Annotated in this window: 14 protein-coding genes; 2 read left to right on the forward strand and 12 right to left on the reverse strand. The window is 52.8% G+C overall.

The genetic code is table 11. From position 1 onward, the window contains the following. Positions 1 to 33: 33 nt before the first annotated feature. The 4 genes from EPA93_RS03880 to EPA93_RS03895 form a co-directional block, all read right to left on the reverse strand. Positions 34 to 1,278, reverse strand: a complete 1,245-nt coding sequence (locus EPA93_RS03880; protein WP_207229444.1) for a Y-family DNA polymerase — start codon at positions 1,276 to 1,278, stop codon at positions 34 to 36. Between the two features lie 5 nt (positions 1,279 to 1,283). Then, positions 1,284 to 1,775 (reverse strand): LexA family protein, encoded by a 492-nt coding sequence (locus EPA93_RS03885; RefSeq protein WP_129885776.1) that lies wholly within the window; start codon positions 1,773 to 1,775, stop codon positions 1,284 to 1,286. Next, a complete protein-coding gene (locus EPA93_RS03890) occupies positions 1,757 to 2,383 on the reverse strand; it encodes an SOS response-associated peptidase (RefSeq protein WP_129885777.1) in 627 nt (208 codons plus the stop codon). The genes EPA93_RS03885 and EPA93_RS03890 overlap by 19 nt, the downstream gene beginning before the upstream one ends. Positions 2,384 to 2,544: 161 nt before the next feature. Beyond that, positions 2,545 to 8,244: a DEAD/DEAH box helicase family protein gene (locus EPA93_RS03895; RefSeq protein WP_129885778.1), complete on the reverse strand. Its 5,700-nt coding sequence runs from the start codon at positions 8,242 to 8,244 to the stop codon at positions 2,545 to 2,547. A gap of 416 nt (positions 8,245 to 8,660) precedes the next feature. On the opposite strand from EPA93_RS03895, the gene EPA93_RS03900 reads away from it, so the two are divergent. Both EPA93_RS03900 and EPA93_RS03905 read left to right on the forward strand, forming a co-directional pair. After that, entirely contained in the window at positions 8,661 to 8,870 is a 210-nt protein-coding gene (locus EPA93_RS03900) for a hypothetical protein (protein ID WP_129885779.1), read from the forward strand. A 19-nt stretch (positions 8,871 to 8,889) separates the two neighbouring features. Beyond that, complete coding sequence (locus tag EPA93_RS03905; RefSeq protein ID WP_129885780.1) at positions 8,890 to 9,282, forward strand: hypothetical protein; 393 nt, start codon at positions 8,890 to 8,892, stop codon at positions 9,280 to 9,282. 135 nt (positions 9,283 to 9,417) lie between these two features. Here the strand turns inward: EPA93_RS03905 and EPA93_RS03910 are convergent, their stop codons facing one another. From EPA93_RS03910 to EPA93_RS03945, 8 genes are all read right to left on the reverse strand, one after another. Next, on the reverse strand, positions 9,418 to 9,861 hold the full coding sequence (locus EPA93_RS03910) for a hypothetical protein (RefSeq protein WP_129885781.1): 444 nt from the start codon (positions 9,859 to 9,861) through the stop codon (positions 9,418 to 9,420). Positions 9,862 to 9,908: 47 nt separating this feature from the next. Continuing rightward, the gene (locus EPA93_RS03915; RefSeq protein WP_129885782.1) at positions 9,909 to 10,379 is read right to left on the reverse strand and encodes a hypothetical protein; all 471 of its coding nucleotides are present in this window, start codon (positions 10,377 to 10,379) and stop codon (positions 9,909 to 9,911) included. 1,332 nt (positions 10,380 to 11,711) lie between these two features. Then, positions 11,712 to 13,157: a hypothetical protein gene (locus EPA93_RS03920; protein WP_129885783.1), complete on the reverse strand. Its 1,446-nt coding sequence runs from the start codon at positions 13,155 to 13,157 to the stop codon at positions 11,712 to 11,714. After that, the gene (locus EPA93_RS03925) at positions 13,157 to 14,263 is read right to left on the reverse strand and encodes a hypothetical protein (protein ID WP_129885784.1); all 1,107 of its coding nucleotides are present in this window, start codon (positions 14,261 to 14,263) and stop codon (positions 13,157 to 13,159) included. The genes EPA93_RS03920 and EPA93_RS03925 overlap by 1 nt, the downstream gene beginning before the upstream one ends. Before the next feature lie 169 nt (positions 14,264 to 14,432). Further along, entirely contained in the window at positions 14,433 to 15,872 is a 1,440-nt protein-coding gene (locus EPA93_RS03930; protein WP_129885785.1) for a type IV secretory system conjugative DNA transfer family protein, read from the reverse strand. A gap of 88 nt (positions 15,873 to 15,960) precedes the next feature. Beyond that, positions 15,961 to 16,419 carry a hypothetical protein gene (locus tag EPA93_RS03935; RefSeq protein WP_129885786.1) on the reverse strand — a complete coding sequence of 153 codons (459 nt, stop codon included), beginning with the start codon at positions 16,417 to 16,419 and terminating at the stop codon, positions 15,961 to 15,963. Between the two features lie 8 nt (positions 16,420 to 16,427). Continuing rightward, positions 16,428 to 16,784 (reverse strand): hypothetical protein, encoded by a 357-nt coding sequence (locus tag EPA93_RS03940; protein ID WP_129885787.1) that lies wholly within the window; start codon positions 16,782 to 16,784, stop codon positions 16,428 to 16,430. A 2-nt stretch (positions 16,785 to 16,786) separates the two neighbouring features. Further along, positions 16,787 to 17,086, reverse strand: coding sequence for a hypothetical protein (locus EPA93_RS03945; RefSeq protein WP_129885788.1), 300 nt, complete (start codon positions 17,084 to 17,086; stop codon positions 16,787 to 16,789).

Here is a 17,086-nt window from a genome sequence, read left to right on the forward strand (position 1 = left end):
GCTTTGTCCCCCTCGGCGGTCAGGCAATGCATTTTAACTTGCTATCGGCAATTCGGTTATCTGAGTGGTGTAATTCTGGCTTTTCATACTGCGCATCATCTGCCATTCCTGTTTTATGCCTGCTGCCGCATAAAACAGGGTATTGTCTCCGTACTTCCTGTTTACTTTATCGAGAGCAATCATAATCGTTTCCTGCTTCTTCTCATCGTTGGAAGTTAACAGGTCAAACTGCCGCTGACTTGCTGGCTTAAGCTCTAACAGTATGATACCGCCCTTGCGGTAGCGGTAGCCCGCCTTAAATATCTTCCTCACTGCCGAAACGGTCGCCTTTATAATATCGGGTGTATAACAGGTTTCTTTCGGCAGATTTACCACACAGGACGGATGATACTGTGCGCCGTTGAATCTGCTGGTTTCAAAATAAACAAGTATATCCCTGGTAACTTCCTTCTGCTCCCGCAAACGTTCCGCTGCGCGTGTAGCATAGTATGTCATCGCCTCTTCCATATCCTTAAGCGTGGTTATGAAATAGCCGAAGGAACGGGAACATATTATCTGCTGCTTTGCTGGCGGCTGTGCTTCAAGCGGGATGCAGGGTATACCTTTTAGCTCATATACCATACGCAGGCCAGTTATCGTCATCTTCTTGCGTACCCAACTATCAGGCATGTTTCTTAGTTCCCAGGCGGTGCGGATGCCCCTTTGCAGGAGCATTTCAAGCCGCTTATTTCCTACTCCCCATATATCCTCTACCGGAAAGCTTCTTAATGCCTCCTCGATTTTCTGTGGGGTATCGAGCAGGACAACCCCGGAGCTTTTCTTGGCGATCTTATTCGCAACCTTTGCCAGTGTCTTTGAAGGGGCGATGCCGACCGAAACAGGGATATGCGTCCATTTTTTTACCGTGTCACGGATGGTATTTCCGTAGGCCAGCAGATCATAACTCTTGAATGCTTTCAGATCTGCAAAGACTTCATCAATCGAATAAATTTCAATATCAGTGGTCAGCTCGCGCAAAGTCTGCACCACACGGCGGCTAAAATCGCCGTATAAGGTGTAGTTGCTGGAGAACACCGCCACATTGTGCTTCTTCAGCACATCCTTGATTTCAAAATAAGGCATTCCCAAATCAAGGCCAAGTGCTTTTGCTTCATTGCTCTTGGCTATCACCATACCATCGTTGTTAGAAAGCACCACAACCGGCTTGCCGTTTAGCTTGGGCTGAAACACACGCTCACACGACGCATAGAAATTATTGCAGTCGATAAGGGCGAACATAAGCCTTATTCCAGAGTGGGTATTTTAAAGGGCTTGGTATTGCGGGATTGGGTCTTGCGTATTAATCCATCGTAGCGACCAAAAATACTGAAATCCATTTCCTCGGTTATCTTGATGGGTTTGAATTCAGGATTGGCAGGCACTAGCCATACCTGGTTTTTCACTTTGCGATAATACTTGCACGTATATTCACCCAGGACGGAAGCGACGACAATATGGCCGTCCTGTACCTCCAATGCGCTATCGACAATAATAATATCGTCATTGAATATTCCGGCTTCTATCATGGAATTGCCACCAATTCTGAAGAGGAACACCGAAGCGCGGCGATGCCCCAGCATGAAGTTAGTTATATCAAGCTCTTGCTCCATGTAATCCTGGGCAGCAGAGGGATAACCGGCAGGCACCTGAAATATGGGCCGGAGGACAGGCGCGGAATATACCGGCTTCAATAGCGTTGCCGTATCTAACGGTCTAGCTACAGAGAGTTTATGCATATGATGTCCTTGTTGCTGGGGCTATTTACCGCCTTGCTGACTTTCCATGATTGCATCAAAGAAGCAGGGAACGGTTCCACCAGCAATTTCAAAGTTTCGACGGTAGAATTAGGAGCAAGCCATTGATAGACGGCATTATGACCTAAAATAACAGGCATTCTGCCATGTATGGGCTGCACTAACTCATTAGCACTTACGGTCAGTATTGTAAAGCAAAGGCCAGTTCTGCCTTGCATCCATAATCCTGCAAAAGAAAAAATTCCCTGCTTAGGGCTGAAATAATAAGGCTGCCTGTCCTTTGGGCTAACTTTCTCCCACTCATAAAATCCATCGGCGGGAATAACGCAGCGTCTAAACTTGAAATCCTCTCTGGTAGCCGCTTTCTCGGATTGGACGTTTAACAGGAGAAATGACTTGCCCTTTATGGTCATAGGCATACCGAATCTGGCAAGTTTCAGCTCCCTTTCCTGGGAGGTAGTTTCGATAATGACCGGAGCGAGTTCTGTGGGCGCTATGTTGTAACTACCAGGCCATTCTATATTGCCTTCGGCTGCATAGAGTTGTTTTAACTCCGTAATCTTACGAGCCTGCCCAAAGCGACCGCACATGGCTTAATTCCATCTTCTTTATTCTTTAGTAGAATAGCACGGTATCAGGAATGAACTTAAAGAAGCGATTAACATTTTTTTTATAAAAAATATAATCCAATTTCAGCACGCAGCAATAACTGTCATGAAATAGTCGTCATTATGAGGTATATCCCCTTAGCCTACGCCGCCGGTTCCGCCACCCTTGCCCTAACTTTTCCGCGCCCGGCTTCCAGACGGGACACATAGCCTTCCTGGGCTTTCTCTTCCTCCTCCTGCGGCGCATTGTCGTTGGCCGCTGCGGCCTGCACGTCGCCCTTGTCGAGGTCAAGTTGTTTGTTGATGTCCTGCTGCCTGACGAATAGCTCGCGGAGCTTTTCCTCATGCTCAAAGGGACGCGTGAGCTGTTCGCGGAAATCGGTAAGCGCCTTCTCCATGCGCCCGCAGGTGGCCTGCTCCTTTTCGGCGTCCCGGTCAAGATTGCGGAGCGCGTGTTCGATGCTCGCTATGGTGCCGAGCGGGTTTTCCGGGTTGAAGTTGACTTCATAATAGGCGCTCGCGCCGCGCAGGTACAACTCCGGCATGCCGCCTTCGCGCCGACTCGGCCTGCTCCATATCTCAAAGCCTTTGGTGTGGCCGCGTGACATCAATTTCTCGCTGTCCTCCCAGAGCGCGGATGTGATGGCCTGAGTAAGCGCCTTGCCCGCTTCCTCGCGGGCGTTCTTGCCGGTATATTCCTTGTCTCCTATGGTCATGGTGAATTTCTCTCCCCCATGCGCATCGCGGGTGGCGATGTCGGCGCGTAGTGCGGCAAGCGATTGCTTGACCCGTTCAATCCGTCCGGGCAAGGCTCTTACTTCCTGGCCGATTTCATACTGCTGGTTTATATGTGCCGCCCGCAGCATGTCGAGCCTGCGCACTTCGGTATCAATGCGCACCTTCTCCATCACTGCCGGATTGCCGGAGGCGATGGCCTTAATTTCTGCAAAGTTCAGGGCGCTGCTCTCCAGATCCTCCGCCTCGCGCACGGTGACATCGCCGCTCATAATCTGGCTGATGAAGCGCTGCTTCGTCTCTAGCGTCTGCCACATATAGGCATCGAACGAGCCTTCGGTGACGTAGCGGTAAATCTCCACGCTCTCGTTCTCATTGCCCTGACGCAGGATACGCCCGTCGCGCTGTTCCATGTCGCGGGGACGCCAGGGGCAATCCAGGTCATGCTTGGCTTTCAGCTTCTTCTGGACGTTGGTGCCTGCGCCCATTTTTTCAGTGCTGCCCAGCAGGATGCGGACGCGCCCGGCATTGACCGCATCGAACAGCGTCTTTTTCCTGGCGTCGGTATCGGCGTCATGGATAAAGGCGATTTCTTTTTCCGGGATGCCGCGTGCTATCAGGTGGGTTTTGATTTCGTCATAGACGTTGAACTTCCCCGGCGCGGGCGTGGACATGTCGCAGAACACCACCTGTGTTGACTTTTTACCGGCGGTGGTTTTCCAGATGCGGAAGATATTATCAATGGCCTGTCTGACCTTCGTATCCTGGCCCGCGCCGTTTTCCTGGCCCACCAGGCGCATATCGAGCGCGGCTTTCCTGCCGTCGCCCGTGATTTTGAGCATGTTGTCGATCCACGGGTCAACCGTGCCCTGGCGAATCAATTTCGCTCGCCTGACCAGACCGGAGACATATTCTTTCAGCGCTGGTGACGCAGGGGATACCATCACCTGTGGCTTGCCGCCTTCGAGCTTCGGACGCGGCAGCTTCAGCATCTGTGCCGTCTGGATGTCGGCGAAGGTGCGAAACTGTGAAAGCAGCTCAGGGAGGTTCACGAACTTGGCGAACCGCGTATTCATCCGGTAGCCGCTGCCGTCCGGGGCCAGCTCCAGCGCGGTCACGGCTTCCCCGAAGTTCGCGGCCCAGGCGTCAAAATGCGCTACCCCTGCCGCTTCCAACTGCTCCGGCGCAAGGTAGCGCATGAGCGTGTACATCTCGGCCATCGTGTTGCTGATGGGGGTGCCGGTGGCAAAGGTGATGCCACCGCCGCGTTCGCTGACATACCGGGTCTTCATGAACATATCCAAAGCCCGGTTGCTCTCGCTATTGGGTATTCCGGCCAGCCTGCCCATCTTGGTCGTAAAGCTCAAATTCTTGAAAAGATCAGCTTCATCCACAATAATCTGGTCAATGCCCAGCTCCTCGAACGTTACACCGTCGTCCTTCTTCTCGCGCCCGGCGCGGTTCTTGATTTTGGCCTCCAGGCGTTTCTTGGCTTTTTCCAGGTCTTTGACTACGGAACGGTTGCCGCCGCGATCCGCCTTCGCTTCCAGTATGGCATCCTCTAACGCATCCAGTTGTTGCTGGACGAAGCGCTGGAAGGTTCTGTCGGCAACAGGAAGCTTTTCAAAGGACTTGTGGGAGAGTATCACCGCGTCATAGTTGCCGCTGGCGATACGCGCCATCGCCTTTTCGCGCTTGCCCTCCTCAAAGAATTCCTTGCCCGCCACAAAGATATTGGCATGGGGATAGAGCTGGAGGAATGCCGCGCCCCATTGCTCCACCAGGTGGTTCGGCACGACAATCATCGGCTTGGAACGTAAGCCCAGACGCTTTAATTCCATACAGGCGGCGGTGCAGGTGGCCGTCTTGCCCGCGCCCACACAATGGCCGATGAGCGCGTTCCGGGTCTGTAAGATGCGCCATACGGCGTTTTTCTGGTGAGGGTCGAGGTCATTACCCCTGAGTCCCACCCGGTTCATGCCGGGGAGCGTCAGGTGTGAGCCGTCATAGGTACGCAGACGAATGTTATTGAAGCGGTCGTTATAAGCCCTAGCCAGGCGCTCGGTGCGTTCCGGGTCTTCCCATATCCACCTGGCGAAGCGGTCTTTGAGCTTCTGCTGCATCTCGCGGGCGGCAATGGTTTCCGTCTGGTTGACGGTGGTTTTTCCATCGGCATCCGTATCTTGGATGGTGGGCGTCTTCATATTGAGCGCCGTCTCCACGAGCGATGCCGCGTCCATGCGCCTTGTGCCCCAGGTGGTGCTGTTGCTCACCGATTGCGCGGCGTATTGGCCTAAATCCACTGACCAGGTAGCGATCAGCCCGGAATGCCCGACCTTCACCTGGTCTTGGGACACCTGGAGCAGCCCGGCAATAAAATCACGGATGTCGTTGCGCGGTATCCACGATGCGCCCAGCCTCGCGTTGATGTCGCCCGGCTGGATGTCGGGCGGCTGCACTTCTTTAAGCGCAAGGACATTGGGGCGGTATTGTGCGTGAAGCCCGGCAGCGTCTTCCGCCACTTTGAGCTTCCTGCGCACATCGCCGCTCAGATACTCGTCCGCCGTTTCCCAATCGCCTTCGGGATTGAGATAAACCTGGCCTTCGAGTTCCGCCTGCATCACCTTGACGCTGTTGCCGGTCAAGGATGCCATGCGCTGCCAGTCAATCGCGCCGGTTTCGTTCAACGAAATAGCCAGGGCCTCCGAGGCGCTTTCGACATGCTCCAGCGGCTTCGCCCGCTGCAAGGTGCGCTGCGTGAAGATGAGCGTCTTCGCGGCGGATTTCTTTTCGGCGTTGTAATCTTCGAGGGAAAGCAGGAGGGGGTGGTCGGGATCGCAGGTGAACACCCGGAGGTTTTCTTTGTCGTGGATGCAGCCATATTGCCTGGTGAAGCGGTCATAGGCCCGGTTGAGTTCAGCTCTGGCTCTCGTGATGGCGGCATCCGGTGCATCGTCGAGCTGCGTTCGGAACACCTCGCGCACCGCATCACGCACCTGCATCAGGCCGCGCACTCTGGCGCTCGCGGAAGCGGAGAGGGCGGTAGGAGTGAAACTATGGCCGGTGCGGATGACAATCTTGCCGTCTACTTGCGTATAGGCACCGTCCTTAACGCCGCTGAACGCTTCCGGGTCGGCAATCGGTAGGGCAGGCGGCGACCGGCCTTTCGCACGGGGAGTCAGCACGCCCCCCGGCAGCGCCCGCATGGCTGCTTCCAGTTTCTCCGGCGTGAGTTCGCCGGAGAGCGTCAGCTCCTTGTCACGGTGCATCGAGCCTTTAAGCGTCAGCTCGCCCAGCATCCTCTCCGGGTGGTGGATGTAATACTCATTCAGGAACACCTCGCGGCCTTCCACCTTGACGGTCTGGCTTTCTGTCCATGCTTCGCCTGCCGCTTCCTTCCCTGCGGCTCTTTTGCGCAAAAACAGGATATCCGTCACCACTTCCGTCCCGGCGTTGCCCTTGAAGGCGGTGTTCGGGAGCCGTACCGCGCCTATCAGGTCTGCTTGCTGCGCCAGGTGTTTGCGAATAATATCGTCTTTCTTATCCATCGTGTAGCGGCTGGTCACAAGCGCCATGATGCCGCCCGGACGGAGCTTTGTGAGCGTCTTCGCAAAGAAATAATCGTGAATAGGATGCGTGAATTTCTTCAGCTTCTCGTCCGGGTCATGCACGCCATAATCCCCGAACGGCACATTACCGACCGCCACATCGAAGTAATTATCCGGTAGCGCGGTTTCCTCAAATCCTTTATGAAATATCCTAGAATCTGGGTAGAGCTGCTTCGCAATCCGCGCCGTGAGGGAATCGAGTTCTACCCCGGTTCTCTGGCAGCCCTGCAAGCTTTCCGGCATCAGCCCAAAGAAATGCCCGATACCCATTGAAGGTTCCAGCACGCACGCATCCCGCTTGACGCCCAGCTTTTCCAGCCCCTTCCATATGGCCGTAATCACCAGGGGCGACGTAAAATGCGCGTTCGGGGTCGTGGCCTTTGCGGATCGGTATTCTTCCTCTGTCAAAAGCTGCTGCAACTCTGTGGCGGGGACTTTCCATTCCGGTCGGAGCTTCCATTCCGGCTCAAACACCTGTGCAAGTGCTCCCCAACCGGAATAACGCACCAGCACGGCCTTTTCCTCGGTCGTAGCCTCGCGGTTCTCGGCTTCGAGGGTTTTGAGGCACCGGATGGCGGCGATATTGGCGCGAGCCTTTTCATGGAGTCCCCCGGAACCGACACCGTGCGCCTCCGTGATGCGGAAATCGCGGGAGGGCGTTAGCTCGGATTCGGGTTCGTCGAGGACGATTCTTCTTCCGGCAGAAAGAACTGATTCACTATCATCTCCCTGGCTGCCGGGTAGCTCATCTTCTTCACCGCTATCAGCTCGTACTCCAGGTCGGTGATGTGCTGCGCTGTCCTCTCCAGCTCCGTTGCCAGGCGGTTCTCCTTCTGGAATTGCGCCAGCAGTTTCGGACAATGGTTCTGCCAGTGCGTCAAAATCTGGTTGCTCAGGGCGTCGTGGCTGTGCTTGCTGTCTGGGTTCTGGTCGCTCATAGGCTAGCTCTCCTTCCAGGGTTGGGGTTGCGGACGTTGCCGCCTCGCCGGAGGCGGCAAACAGCGTAGGTTGCTCCATACCTTCCGGCAAGCCGGTTTTCTTTTTTTCCTTCGTGCGCCTGCGCGGCGCGGGCCGGTAGACCTCTTCGGGTTGCTGGCTGGCTTCCGGCTCCGGCCAGGCAAAAGGGGAGGTGCTGGCGAAAAGATCATCCAGGGTGAGTTGTGTAGTGCCTTCGGGCAAGACGGTGGATTTCTTCGTCTTTCTGCGGCCTCGCGCAGCACGGCTTGCCGCGCCGCCATTGCAGAGGGAAGATTTCCAGCTTCCGGCGTCCGGTTCCTGTTCCGCGAGCGCGAAAAAATCAAGCTGGCTGACCTGGCCGGGAGGCGCTACATAGGATGACCGTGCTTCTATGGCAGGGACGGGGAGGGGAGTCGGTTGTGCCTGGATGTCAGGAAGCGAGAAAAGCGTCTCCAGTCTATGCTGCTCCAAGCCCACCGGCAATGCGCGGGATTTCCTTTTCTTGCGGACGGGTGGCGTTTCAGGCGGAGCAGCGACAGCCATAGTTTCCCCATCAGTCTCAGGTTGAAATAAACACCGGAAGTTCAGGAAAAACTGTTACGGAAGCGATCTAGCCAGGTACAAAGCGTACTAACAGCCTTGCCTATAGAAATACACCGGCTGCGCAAAAACTAACAGTGAACATTGCGTGACAGCGCTGCCGTCCGAATCACTTTGACTGTGCTGCGCTTTTTATATACATAGGTTGCAGGCGAGCGTAACCGCTTTACGTTCGCTATTGGGTGTAGAAACCCGGCACAAGCGGATTTGTACGACGATATTTTGTACTCCCTAGCCCATATGGCTGGGGAGACTGTAACGTATGTTCAGGGCTTTCCGGCCTAAAGGTTACAGTAAACCACTTGTGCGGTTTTTCTAACTCCCCAGTCACCAAAGCGGTCAAACAAGGAGCATTTAGAATGAAAAAAATATGCCTTGCCGTTGCTGTTCTTAGCCTCTCAAGTTGTGGCTCTTATCACAAAGACGGGACATCCTGGGCGCAAACTTATGATGATTATGTGGGATGCAATAAGGAAGCTCAGAACCAGGAAAGAGCTTTAGAAAGTCAGTGCATGGCAAAACTTGGATATGAGAATAGCCAAACTATTCCGGCCAAACAGCCAAAATAAGTATAGAGGAGGGGGTATTATGGGAGATGGACAGATACAAAAAATTGAAGTGAACGGGGTGAAGGTGGAAGAGATAATTAATTCCGGCTACGGCCTAGTGTTATTCGCCAACAGCAAAGACTTTCCCAATCTGGATAGAAAATTAAGGGAAGCAGCCGAGCAGGACAATACGCGGGAGGAAGCATTAGCGTATATCTCCTACTATCCGCCTGCGCCTGACACTGAACAGCCACACGCGGTTAATATCAGCACATGGAAGCCTGATATAGAGCACCTGGCATGGGATGGGAAACGTATAGCCGCGAACGAGGATGAGGCGCGGCGATTAGTACACGAAGTCATGCGCGAACATATAAATTATTTCAGGGAGCTTGATAAACAGGTAGAGCAGGCAGCCGAGCCGGTGTTATAAAGCAATCGGGAACTGCAATTCATTGCCGACCATGTGGATAGACCGGATCTGTTGATCATCACAGACCGTTTGCATTAATGCGGCCTGTTAGCGGCTTGCGGAGATTTCAGGAGCCTTGTCTAAAGGTAAGGGAGCTTAGTGAAGCCATTGATCAGGTGGGGATTGCAAGCCTATCTCTGCCGTTCCTCTATCTCTATCGGATGTATGAGAGTTCCTAGCTGATTTTTTGTTAGCAATGGCAGCAAAAGAAGCGTACTGTTGCAAAGTGCGGTTTCGTTCGTTCAGAACGCTCACTACCCCACATGTCATTCCCGCTAAACCACCAATAATTGTCCAAAGCACCGTTATGATAACCTGAAGATGCCAGAATACAGCAGCGGCTACACCTGTAGTGCCTGGGGTGAGAGTTCCATTGAGGTACATGCCATGCTCGGCTGCAATCGTTACTCCTGCCAATGCCAACAAAGGTGATGAAACAAAAAAGCCAAATGCACCATAGACACACACTCCGATTACAAGGTCAACCCACGCTCTATTAACCTTCTGTATCCTATTGACCACGGCCTGATATAGTTCCATTCTATATTTATCCTTCTTGAGAGTTATTAGTGGAAATCAAAGGAAGCCTAGTAAAGATATTGACCTGGAGGAGATTGAGACACTGCCAGCATTTCCCGCTCATAGTTTTTTACAAAGCTTTTCCCTACCACTTGTCCATCAATATCAAGCGAAGGAGTATACCCTGTTGCTTTTTCATTGGCTATGGAAGCAACAGAAGACGGAACAGTGTACTGTAGGGTAGAATTGTTTTCTTTTTTACTGCTCTTTACCCCAATTAGCCCTCCTGCCAAACCACCAATAAGTCCTGTAAGTGCCGTTATGCCAGCCTGAAGATTCCCGAATGTTGCGACAGTTACGCCAGCAGACCACCCCTTTACGGTCAGCAAGGCGGAGTTGATGGCCATCGTTTGGGTAGTAGTATGTCCTATTACTACTCCAGCCATTGCTAATAAATGTGGGGCAAATAAAAGACCGGCTGCACCTAGAATAAGCGCACCGATCACAAAACCAACTAATATTTTATTTCCACGACTCACACATTATCCGACTGGTAAGATGACTCTTATTTCATATCTTAGCATAGATTCACTGCCTCTCCAATGGAAAGGCAGTGAACTTTTTGTGACAATAAGGTCGCTAGATAGATGGGCAAGCACCTGACTTATCGCCTATCCATGAGCACCAGCCGGAAGCAATCGGCGTATAGGTCAAGTCCATACCAAAATCCCAATTACTCTCGCACTTGTTAGAGTCATACAAATGGCCTGATGTCTTTTGTACCTCTACCCCGTAGATGGCATGCGCCGTAGTTCCGGGCGCGACCAAAATCCGTGGGCTGTTAGTTACAGTTACCTGTACAGCGCTCGCCACGCTATGATTAACCTGCTGCTTTACACTAAGAGCTATCGTTGTTATGATAAGGTCGATATCTTTACCGTCTAACGAGCTAGTGGCCTGCTTCTCGTCTGTAACCGTAACGGTCAAAGACTGACTGAACGTAACCGTCCAGTCTGTAGTAGTAGTACCACCGTTGGTGTAAACCTGTTGGTACAGGATTTGCCAAGCTACACCTTTGTTAGCGAGCTGGTCGTACACCCAATGGGGGATGCATTGCGAAGTGGGAGTAAGGAATGTATTAGATGTAACAGGAGTACATGTGCCGTTATAACTTGAACATTCATAAAGATCCGTAGTCGGGTCAGAACTGTTAGAAGATGCATAGAACGGCCAAGTACATACCCCATCTCCGTTCCCATTTCCAGGATGAGACGAGAGAGTACACTTTGTTAATTTGCCATTATGAACGTTATACGTGGAGTTAAGCGTAGTAGTGGTAGTGGTGGTGCAGCCTGCCATTACCAGCACCAAACACACTGAAAGTATCACCATGCCGTATAAACGATAAATCATTTGTCTTTTTTACCTTTCTGACAGCAGTATAAATCTTTCGACTTACACAAGAAACGTCGGGCACGAAGCCTAAATGTGCCTATAACTTCCAGTTCTTATCATCTCTAAAGCTGTCTCAATGAATTGAGAGAACAGGCATGACTTGAAAAGAGTACAGACAATATTAAAATATATTAAATGCTTTACAACTTAAAGCATGATTTTATTAAGCTTTTGTTACAGTTCTACCTTACTCGGTCTAGCGACGACAAAAAAAGAGCAAGTATTTACGCTTGCTCTTGTTGTACTGTTGCCTAGCGGTGGGTAATCAGTTTCCGCTGGCTTTCCGGGAGGCTGCCGCTTTCGTGCTGGTACAAGATCATTTGTCATGGCTACGGCTAGTTCTGCTTAATGCTGCTCCATCAACTCTATAAGAGGCTGGCCCAGCACACGGATACGTGCCATTGGAATAATCCCACTCAGAGCATCCAGACCTTCAGGTTAGTGTACACTACTTCAGTCGGCTGGCCGAAGTTTTCAGCAGCAAATCCAAAGGTGCCAGGTTTGTAAGGCAGGCCGTTAGCACTGAGGTCTTCATTCATAACAAACTGACTATTCACATAGAAATACAAATTGCCATTATGTACATCCAGCGTCATGATATTGGCCTGATTAAGCCCGGATTTGATGGCGGAGCTGGTGCCGGATTGCACGACCTGGGTTTGCTTATTATTTTCGGTGTACTGATATAAAGTGAATGTTCCCTCTGAACCTACATCCATCCTGTAAAAGCCGTTTGCGGTATAGCCAAAAACAATGCCCGCATCGCCGGGTTTCAGCATCCTCTCCTGCACCTGGAAAGCGAAATTATTGAGAGCTATCCCCCTGCCTGCGCACCACATCCAGTAATTAGCTGAATTGGTTATAGCAAGATGATAATCTTTTCCGGTGAACCAGCACGATCCGCCGAAGTTAAAAGTCAATACCCCCCAGGCATAACCCTTGTTATTATCGCTCAGGGGATCTTCGATGGCCGGTATTCCGCTTGTATCCTGAATGTACATTTGCTGTGCCGTGGTAGCAGTTGCGGTAGCAACCACCTCCGCTGTGGCCGTAGCGGCAACGCTCGCATTATGGACATTCACCACATGAAATGCCGAGAAACCGCTTGCTGCCAGCAAAAGGCCAGCGAAACACAAAGCGGTCTTTTGCCACACAGAGGATTGTGGTGCGGGTAGTGGCCGTTGCCGCCCGGAAGCCTGCGATGACCGCCCCCTTATCTTCTGGATGGCCGCATAGGTGGCGGCTCCGAGGAGCGGAAACAGGAAGATATATACATCGAACGTTAGTACATAGAAATCTATCCACGTTAGGAAAATGACTACTCTAATAACAAAACCGGCAAGACAGCCGAGGAGTACAGGGGAAAGGGCATCAAACCCTTTACGGCCTGAAATAGCGGCTATACACATTCCTATGGCGTAGGATAGCAGGCAGAGAAGCGGGGTATAAAAAGGCATGAGAAAGGAGATGTAATAAATATGGTGCCAAAAGTAGGGCGCAACGCTTCCCCAGAAAAGAACCGCGCTCAGTAGCGCCAGGATATCCCTGACTATTTGCTTGTACCGCAAGGGAGGGGCAGGCGGAAGCGTGGCAGCGGAAGCGGAAGACGACACTGCACACCCCTTCGCATGGACAGGGGAAGGCATCGCAGGCGCGATTGGCGGTTCCTGAGAAGAAGCCGTTACAGGCATGATTGGGCCTGGCAGCCTGGCAGGCTGCAATGAATCTTCTATGATCAGGTTGTCGGGCGGAAGCTGCCGCCTTTGCGAGGACGGTCGCCCAGGTGTTGAAACCGCATCCCAGGCATCATCCGTCGCGCTATTTGGCGGCGTATCGCTGGAAATGGAATCCCACTCATCCATTATTTTTTCCACCTTGTCTTGCCATCCGGCGTCATAAACGGAGCGCCGGATGGCAATGCCGCGAACGCCGGATCGGCGGGGCTTTGGATAACAGGAATTGCCTGTGGCACTTGCGTAGCGGCAGCCTGCAATGGCATGGCTGCTTGTGATATTTGAGGCTCAGATGTATCCGTCATGACTAAATTATCCGGCAGGGTAACGCGGCGGCGAGGCCCATTGGACGATGGTTCCGGGGTTACTGGTTCCTGCTGCGGATAGCCCAGAGGAGAAGATGGTGACTGCGTAGAAGCATCTGCCGATGATGAAGGAGGTAGCGATACTGCCGGTGCCTGCTGGCTCGCGGTGGCTCCATTGGAAGCGATTGCTTCCGGCTGGGATAGGGAACCTTGCAGCGGCTCTGGTGCAGGTAGGGTTTTCTGAGTCTTCCGGCTCCGCGCCCGCCTGCGTTCAATCGCGGCAGCTAAGTCCGGGTCGGTGCCGGTCGGGATGCCTGCGGTTTCTTCAATCGGCCTGATTCCCGCCCCTCCGTTCTGGAAATACTCCATATTCTCGCTTGCGATTTCACCTTCGACCTGATTATCAAGCTGGTCAAGCATGCGGTCGATCTGTTTCTGAAAATCTATAGTCTCAAATAAGAACAGGCAGACGGCGCTCAGAATCAGATAGAACCCTAATGGCCGGAAGAGAAAGAACAGCGCAATCCCTGGAATAAGCACGGCTGCCGGATCGATAAACCGCTTTACGATATGCTCAGGAAGCGGGAGGAAATAGCTGAACCAGGAGATGCCCCGGCTGTAGGTATGCCAGCGTATGCCGCGCTTGATGTCGCGCCAGCGCAATCGGCGCTCGATGATTGCCGCTATCAGCACCGCGAGCGAAAACAGAACAACGATGGTTCCCGCTTGTGGCCCGAACGGGATAGCGCTGAAAATGCCATAACCCCACAACAACACGACCATGATCTGGATTTTCAGCATGTCGAGGAAACGGTAGCCAATCTTTCTGCGCAGAAACACCATGACCGTTAAGGCGGGGAATAACGTAAAATATTGCAGGATATTGACTTTCTGCTCAAAGGTGAAGGTCTGTTCCTGCTGCCCTTGCATGAGAATACCTCCTGGCGTCTATCGCTGACGTACTACTTTTTCCCTATCATCCTCTTCATTGCCCCTATATTTATTGCTTTCATGGATATAACACATCCAATAGGATGCCTCGTGGCTATGACTCCGTTGAAACTTAAGAAATTACCTTTGGAGCATAGCCATCTGACACTTAACCCTGATTGAACGTCAGCAGCTTGAACGGCTGGCCGTCGTTAAAGATGTGCCCGCCCTTATAGACGATAGACTCCACCTGATAGCCATAGACCTCACCGCCGCGCTTTAAGGTGGTAAACCGTGCCGGTTCGACAAAATAGCGGCGCTGCTCGCTTTTGCTGACGCTGCTGCTGGCGCTATCATTCGCCTGCCCATGCGATGCGCTGATGCTGTCAACCATAACCCAGCGTTCGCCTAACAGTTCAGCGGCCCATTTGTTGGTATCGCCTGCATTCTGGCAGAAGAATTTCGTTTGCAGATTGCCCAGAAGCGCGTCTACGCTGTCGTCATTGCCCAAGACCCTGCGGTAGCTCTCGCGGTTCTGGGTGAGATAGACCGTGCATCCGCCTGCGGATCGCGCCGTAGCCTGGTACTCGGCGTCAAAATCCGTGATGAAGTTCTGGGCCTCGTCCGCCCACAGGAACACAGGCCGTAAATACGCCCCTTGCGGCTTCGTCCGGCGCAATACCGCAATCTGGAAGCAGTATTTCCATGCCAGATTAGCGACACGCCCTGCAAGCCGGTATTCCTGTATGGGCAGGTCAATGATGATGATTTTGCCGTCAAAGGCGTCCTCCGGCCTGATGTTAGTGTCGGTGCTGAACAATTGCCGCAGGGGCCGGGTGACGAACGGCCTGACCAGCATGGCAAAAGACAGGGTGATAATGCTCCTGGTCTTCTCCGAAAGCACCGGAAACTCGCGTGTCCAGTAATTCCGGCATTCTTCAAAATCGTCCAGCACTTCTTTGGGCGCATCTTTCAGGTTGCGGCCCGCTTCCATAATAATGGCGGCGCAGATGCTTTTACTGATCCATTCATCCTCGTTCATTTCTTTGAGGCTGGTCGGTGCAGTGGTCACGATGGAACGCAGCAGGGGAAGGGACACCGGCAGATTCGCAAAGAGAGGAAGGTCAACCAGGTTGGTATTCATGTGGTGAAGCGCATCCTCGAAGAATTTATTTTCCCCACCCCCTTCGTCCTTCCCGGCCCCGCCTGCTATCGCTCCGGCGATCTCGTCGAGCAGGGCGACGATGTTGATGGTGAGTCCTCCGCCTTCCCCGGCCCGCTCCGCTTCCCAATCCAGAAAATTAAACCGCCATTTGCTGCTGGCATCCACAATCACCAGGTCATCATAGCGGTCTGTATCCAGCGCCCATTGCTCCCACTGCGCACGCTCCTCTTTCTTGGCGCACAGCACCAGCCCGCCGAAATCGTTCGCCAGATAGCCGAGCGCCAGGTGCTTCGCTACCCCGGAAGTCTTGCCGCTGCCGGTGGCTCCGAAGACGCATACGCCGGTTAATGCGTCTGTCAATCTGAATGCCTGCCCGTTTCCCCAATTGCGGATGACCGTCAGCGGGTGAAAATCGGGCAGAGTATCCTCTCTGCCTGCGGGCATTGTGTCACTCTTCTTTCACGTTTTTCAATATATAATGACCGGGTTTCGGGTGTGAGAAACCGTGGGGTGCGCGGATAGTAGGCACAGGTTACGGTGCTTTTCGGAAGGTGGATAAAATATCGTCCAGTTTTTCCCCGGTAATGAATTTGACCGAGGTAATCACCGGCTCCGCCTGTGCAGGCCGGGCAAATTCATTCTCATGGTATTCCTGGATGAATTCGCACTGGCCGCTCTGGACAGCACGACGCACGTCTTTCAGGTTCGTCCCCCTTATCTCCACCGCCATGAAGCTGTAGAGCAAGGTAAATCCGTCGTCGAAATCGGCGCTGTAGACGACATCCATCAGATACCGGGATTGCGGCGTCTGGGAGGGTTGCAGCACGCAGCGGATTTCGAGATAGGGGGACGGACGGCCTCTTTTATCAAAGGCTTCGTAGGTTTTCTTGCCTGTGTTGGCCGGTGTGGCTCTTCTGTTCTGGCTCGCTGATGTTGGGGATGCGGACGGCTGCTCTCCCCGGCGGAATTGGGACAGCGGATCGCTACTCAATGCAGCACCTATCTTTCCGGCTCCATATCTGGAGCCTGCACTCTATCCTTCCGGGCGGCTTCCCATAGCTTCAGGTCATGCTTTACTGCTGCGTCTATCTCCTTGTCTGACATCGAAATACGAGCTTGGGATTGTTGTAACTCCCGCTCTGCCTTATCATACACGGTTTCCAATGTTGGAATTAAAGCATGAGTGCTATAATAACCGCTTACCCCTGACAACGGGCTATCAGGGCTTTCTTTGAGCGCGTCTATTGCCAGCCTGAGACACCTATGCTCATCACTACCCCATATTTTATCCGGCAACGCCTTGTCCTCATCCTGCTTCGGTTCCCTTCTGAACGGCGCTAACGGGTCGTGCGTCATGACTACCCTCCCGGCTCCGGCTCAAAGTCCTGTAGAATGGCTTCGTTGTGCTCGCGTTCTTCTTCCTGCGCCTGATATAACCTGTCCATTGCCTGATATTCAGGATTAATGCCGCGCTGCTCGAAATTACCCTCCGCGATTTGCTGGGTCATGTTGTTGCCTCCCATGATCGGGGAAACCTGGCCGTTCATCAATATCTGCTGATACGCATAGCCGATGCCGCTATACATGTCCTGAAACCCGCGTCCTGTGCTTAGATACACGCTCTGCGCTGTCCGCTTGGCGTCTTCCCAATCTGGCAT

This window comes from Ktedonosporobacter rubrisoli, from assembly GCF_004208415.1.
GTDB classification, from domain to species: domain Bacteria; phylum Chloroflexota; class Ktedonobacteria; order Ktedonobacterales; family Ktedonobacteraceae; genus Ktedonosporobacter; species Ktedonosporobacter rubrisoli.

Coding starts and splice junctions, on each gene's coding strand:
- EPA93_RS03885 (WP_129885776.1), bottom strand. CDS start 1,775: ATGCATAAACTCTCTGTAGCTAGACCGTTAGATACGGCAACGCTATTG.
- EPA93_RS03890 (WP_129885777.1), bottom strand. CDS start 2,383: ATGTGCGGTCGCTTTGGGCAGGCTCGTAAGATTACGGAGTTAAAACAA.
- EPA93_RS03895 (WP_129885778.1), bottom strand. CDS start 8,244: ATGGCTGTCGCTGCTCCGCCTGAAACGCCACCCGTCCGCAAGAAAAGG.
- EPA93_RS03940 (WP_129885787.1), bottom strand. CDS start 16,784: ATGACGCACGACCCGTTAGCGCCGTTCAGAAGGGAACCGAAGCAGGAT.
- EPA93_RS03945 (WP_129885788.1), bottom strand. CDS start 17,086: ATGCCAGATTGGGAAGACGCCAAGCGGACAGCGCAGAGCGTGTATCTA.
- EPA93_RS03930 (WP_129885785.1), bottom strand. CDS start 15,872: ATGCCCGCAGGCAGAGAGGATACTCTGCCCGATTTTCACCCGCTGACG.
- EPA93_RS03925 (WP_129885784.1), bottom strand. CDS start 14,263: ATGCAAGGGCAGCAGGAACAGACCTTCACCTTTGAGCAGAAAGTCAAT.
- EPA93_RS03905 (WP_129885780.1), top strand. CDS start 8,890: ATGGGAGATGGACAGATACAAAAAATTGAAGTGAACGGGGTGAAGGTG.
- EPA93_RS03910 (WP_129885781.1), bottom strand. CDS start 9,861: ATGGAACTATATCAGGCCGTGGTCAATAGGATACAGAAGGTTAATAGA.
- EPA93_RS03920 (WP_129885783.1), bottom strand. CDS start 13,157: ATGGATGAGTGGGATTCCATTTCCAGCGATACGCCGCCAAATAGCGCG.
- EPA93_RS03880 (WP_207229444.1), bottom strand. CDS start 1,278: ATGTTCGCCCTTATCGACTGCAATAATTTCTATGCGTCGTGTGAGCGT.
- EPA93_RS03900 (WP_129885779.1), top strand. CDS start 8,661: ATGAAAAAAATATGCCTTGCCGTTGCTGTTCTTAGCCTCTCAAGTTGT.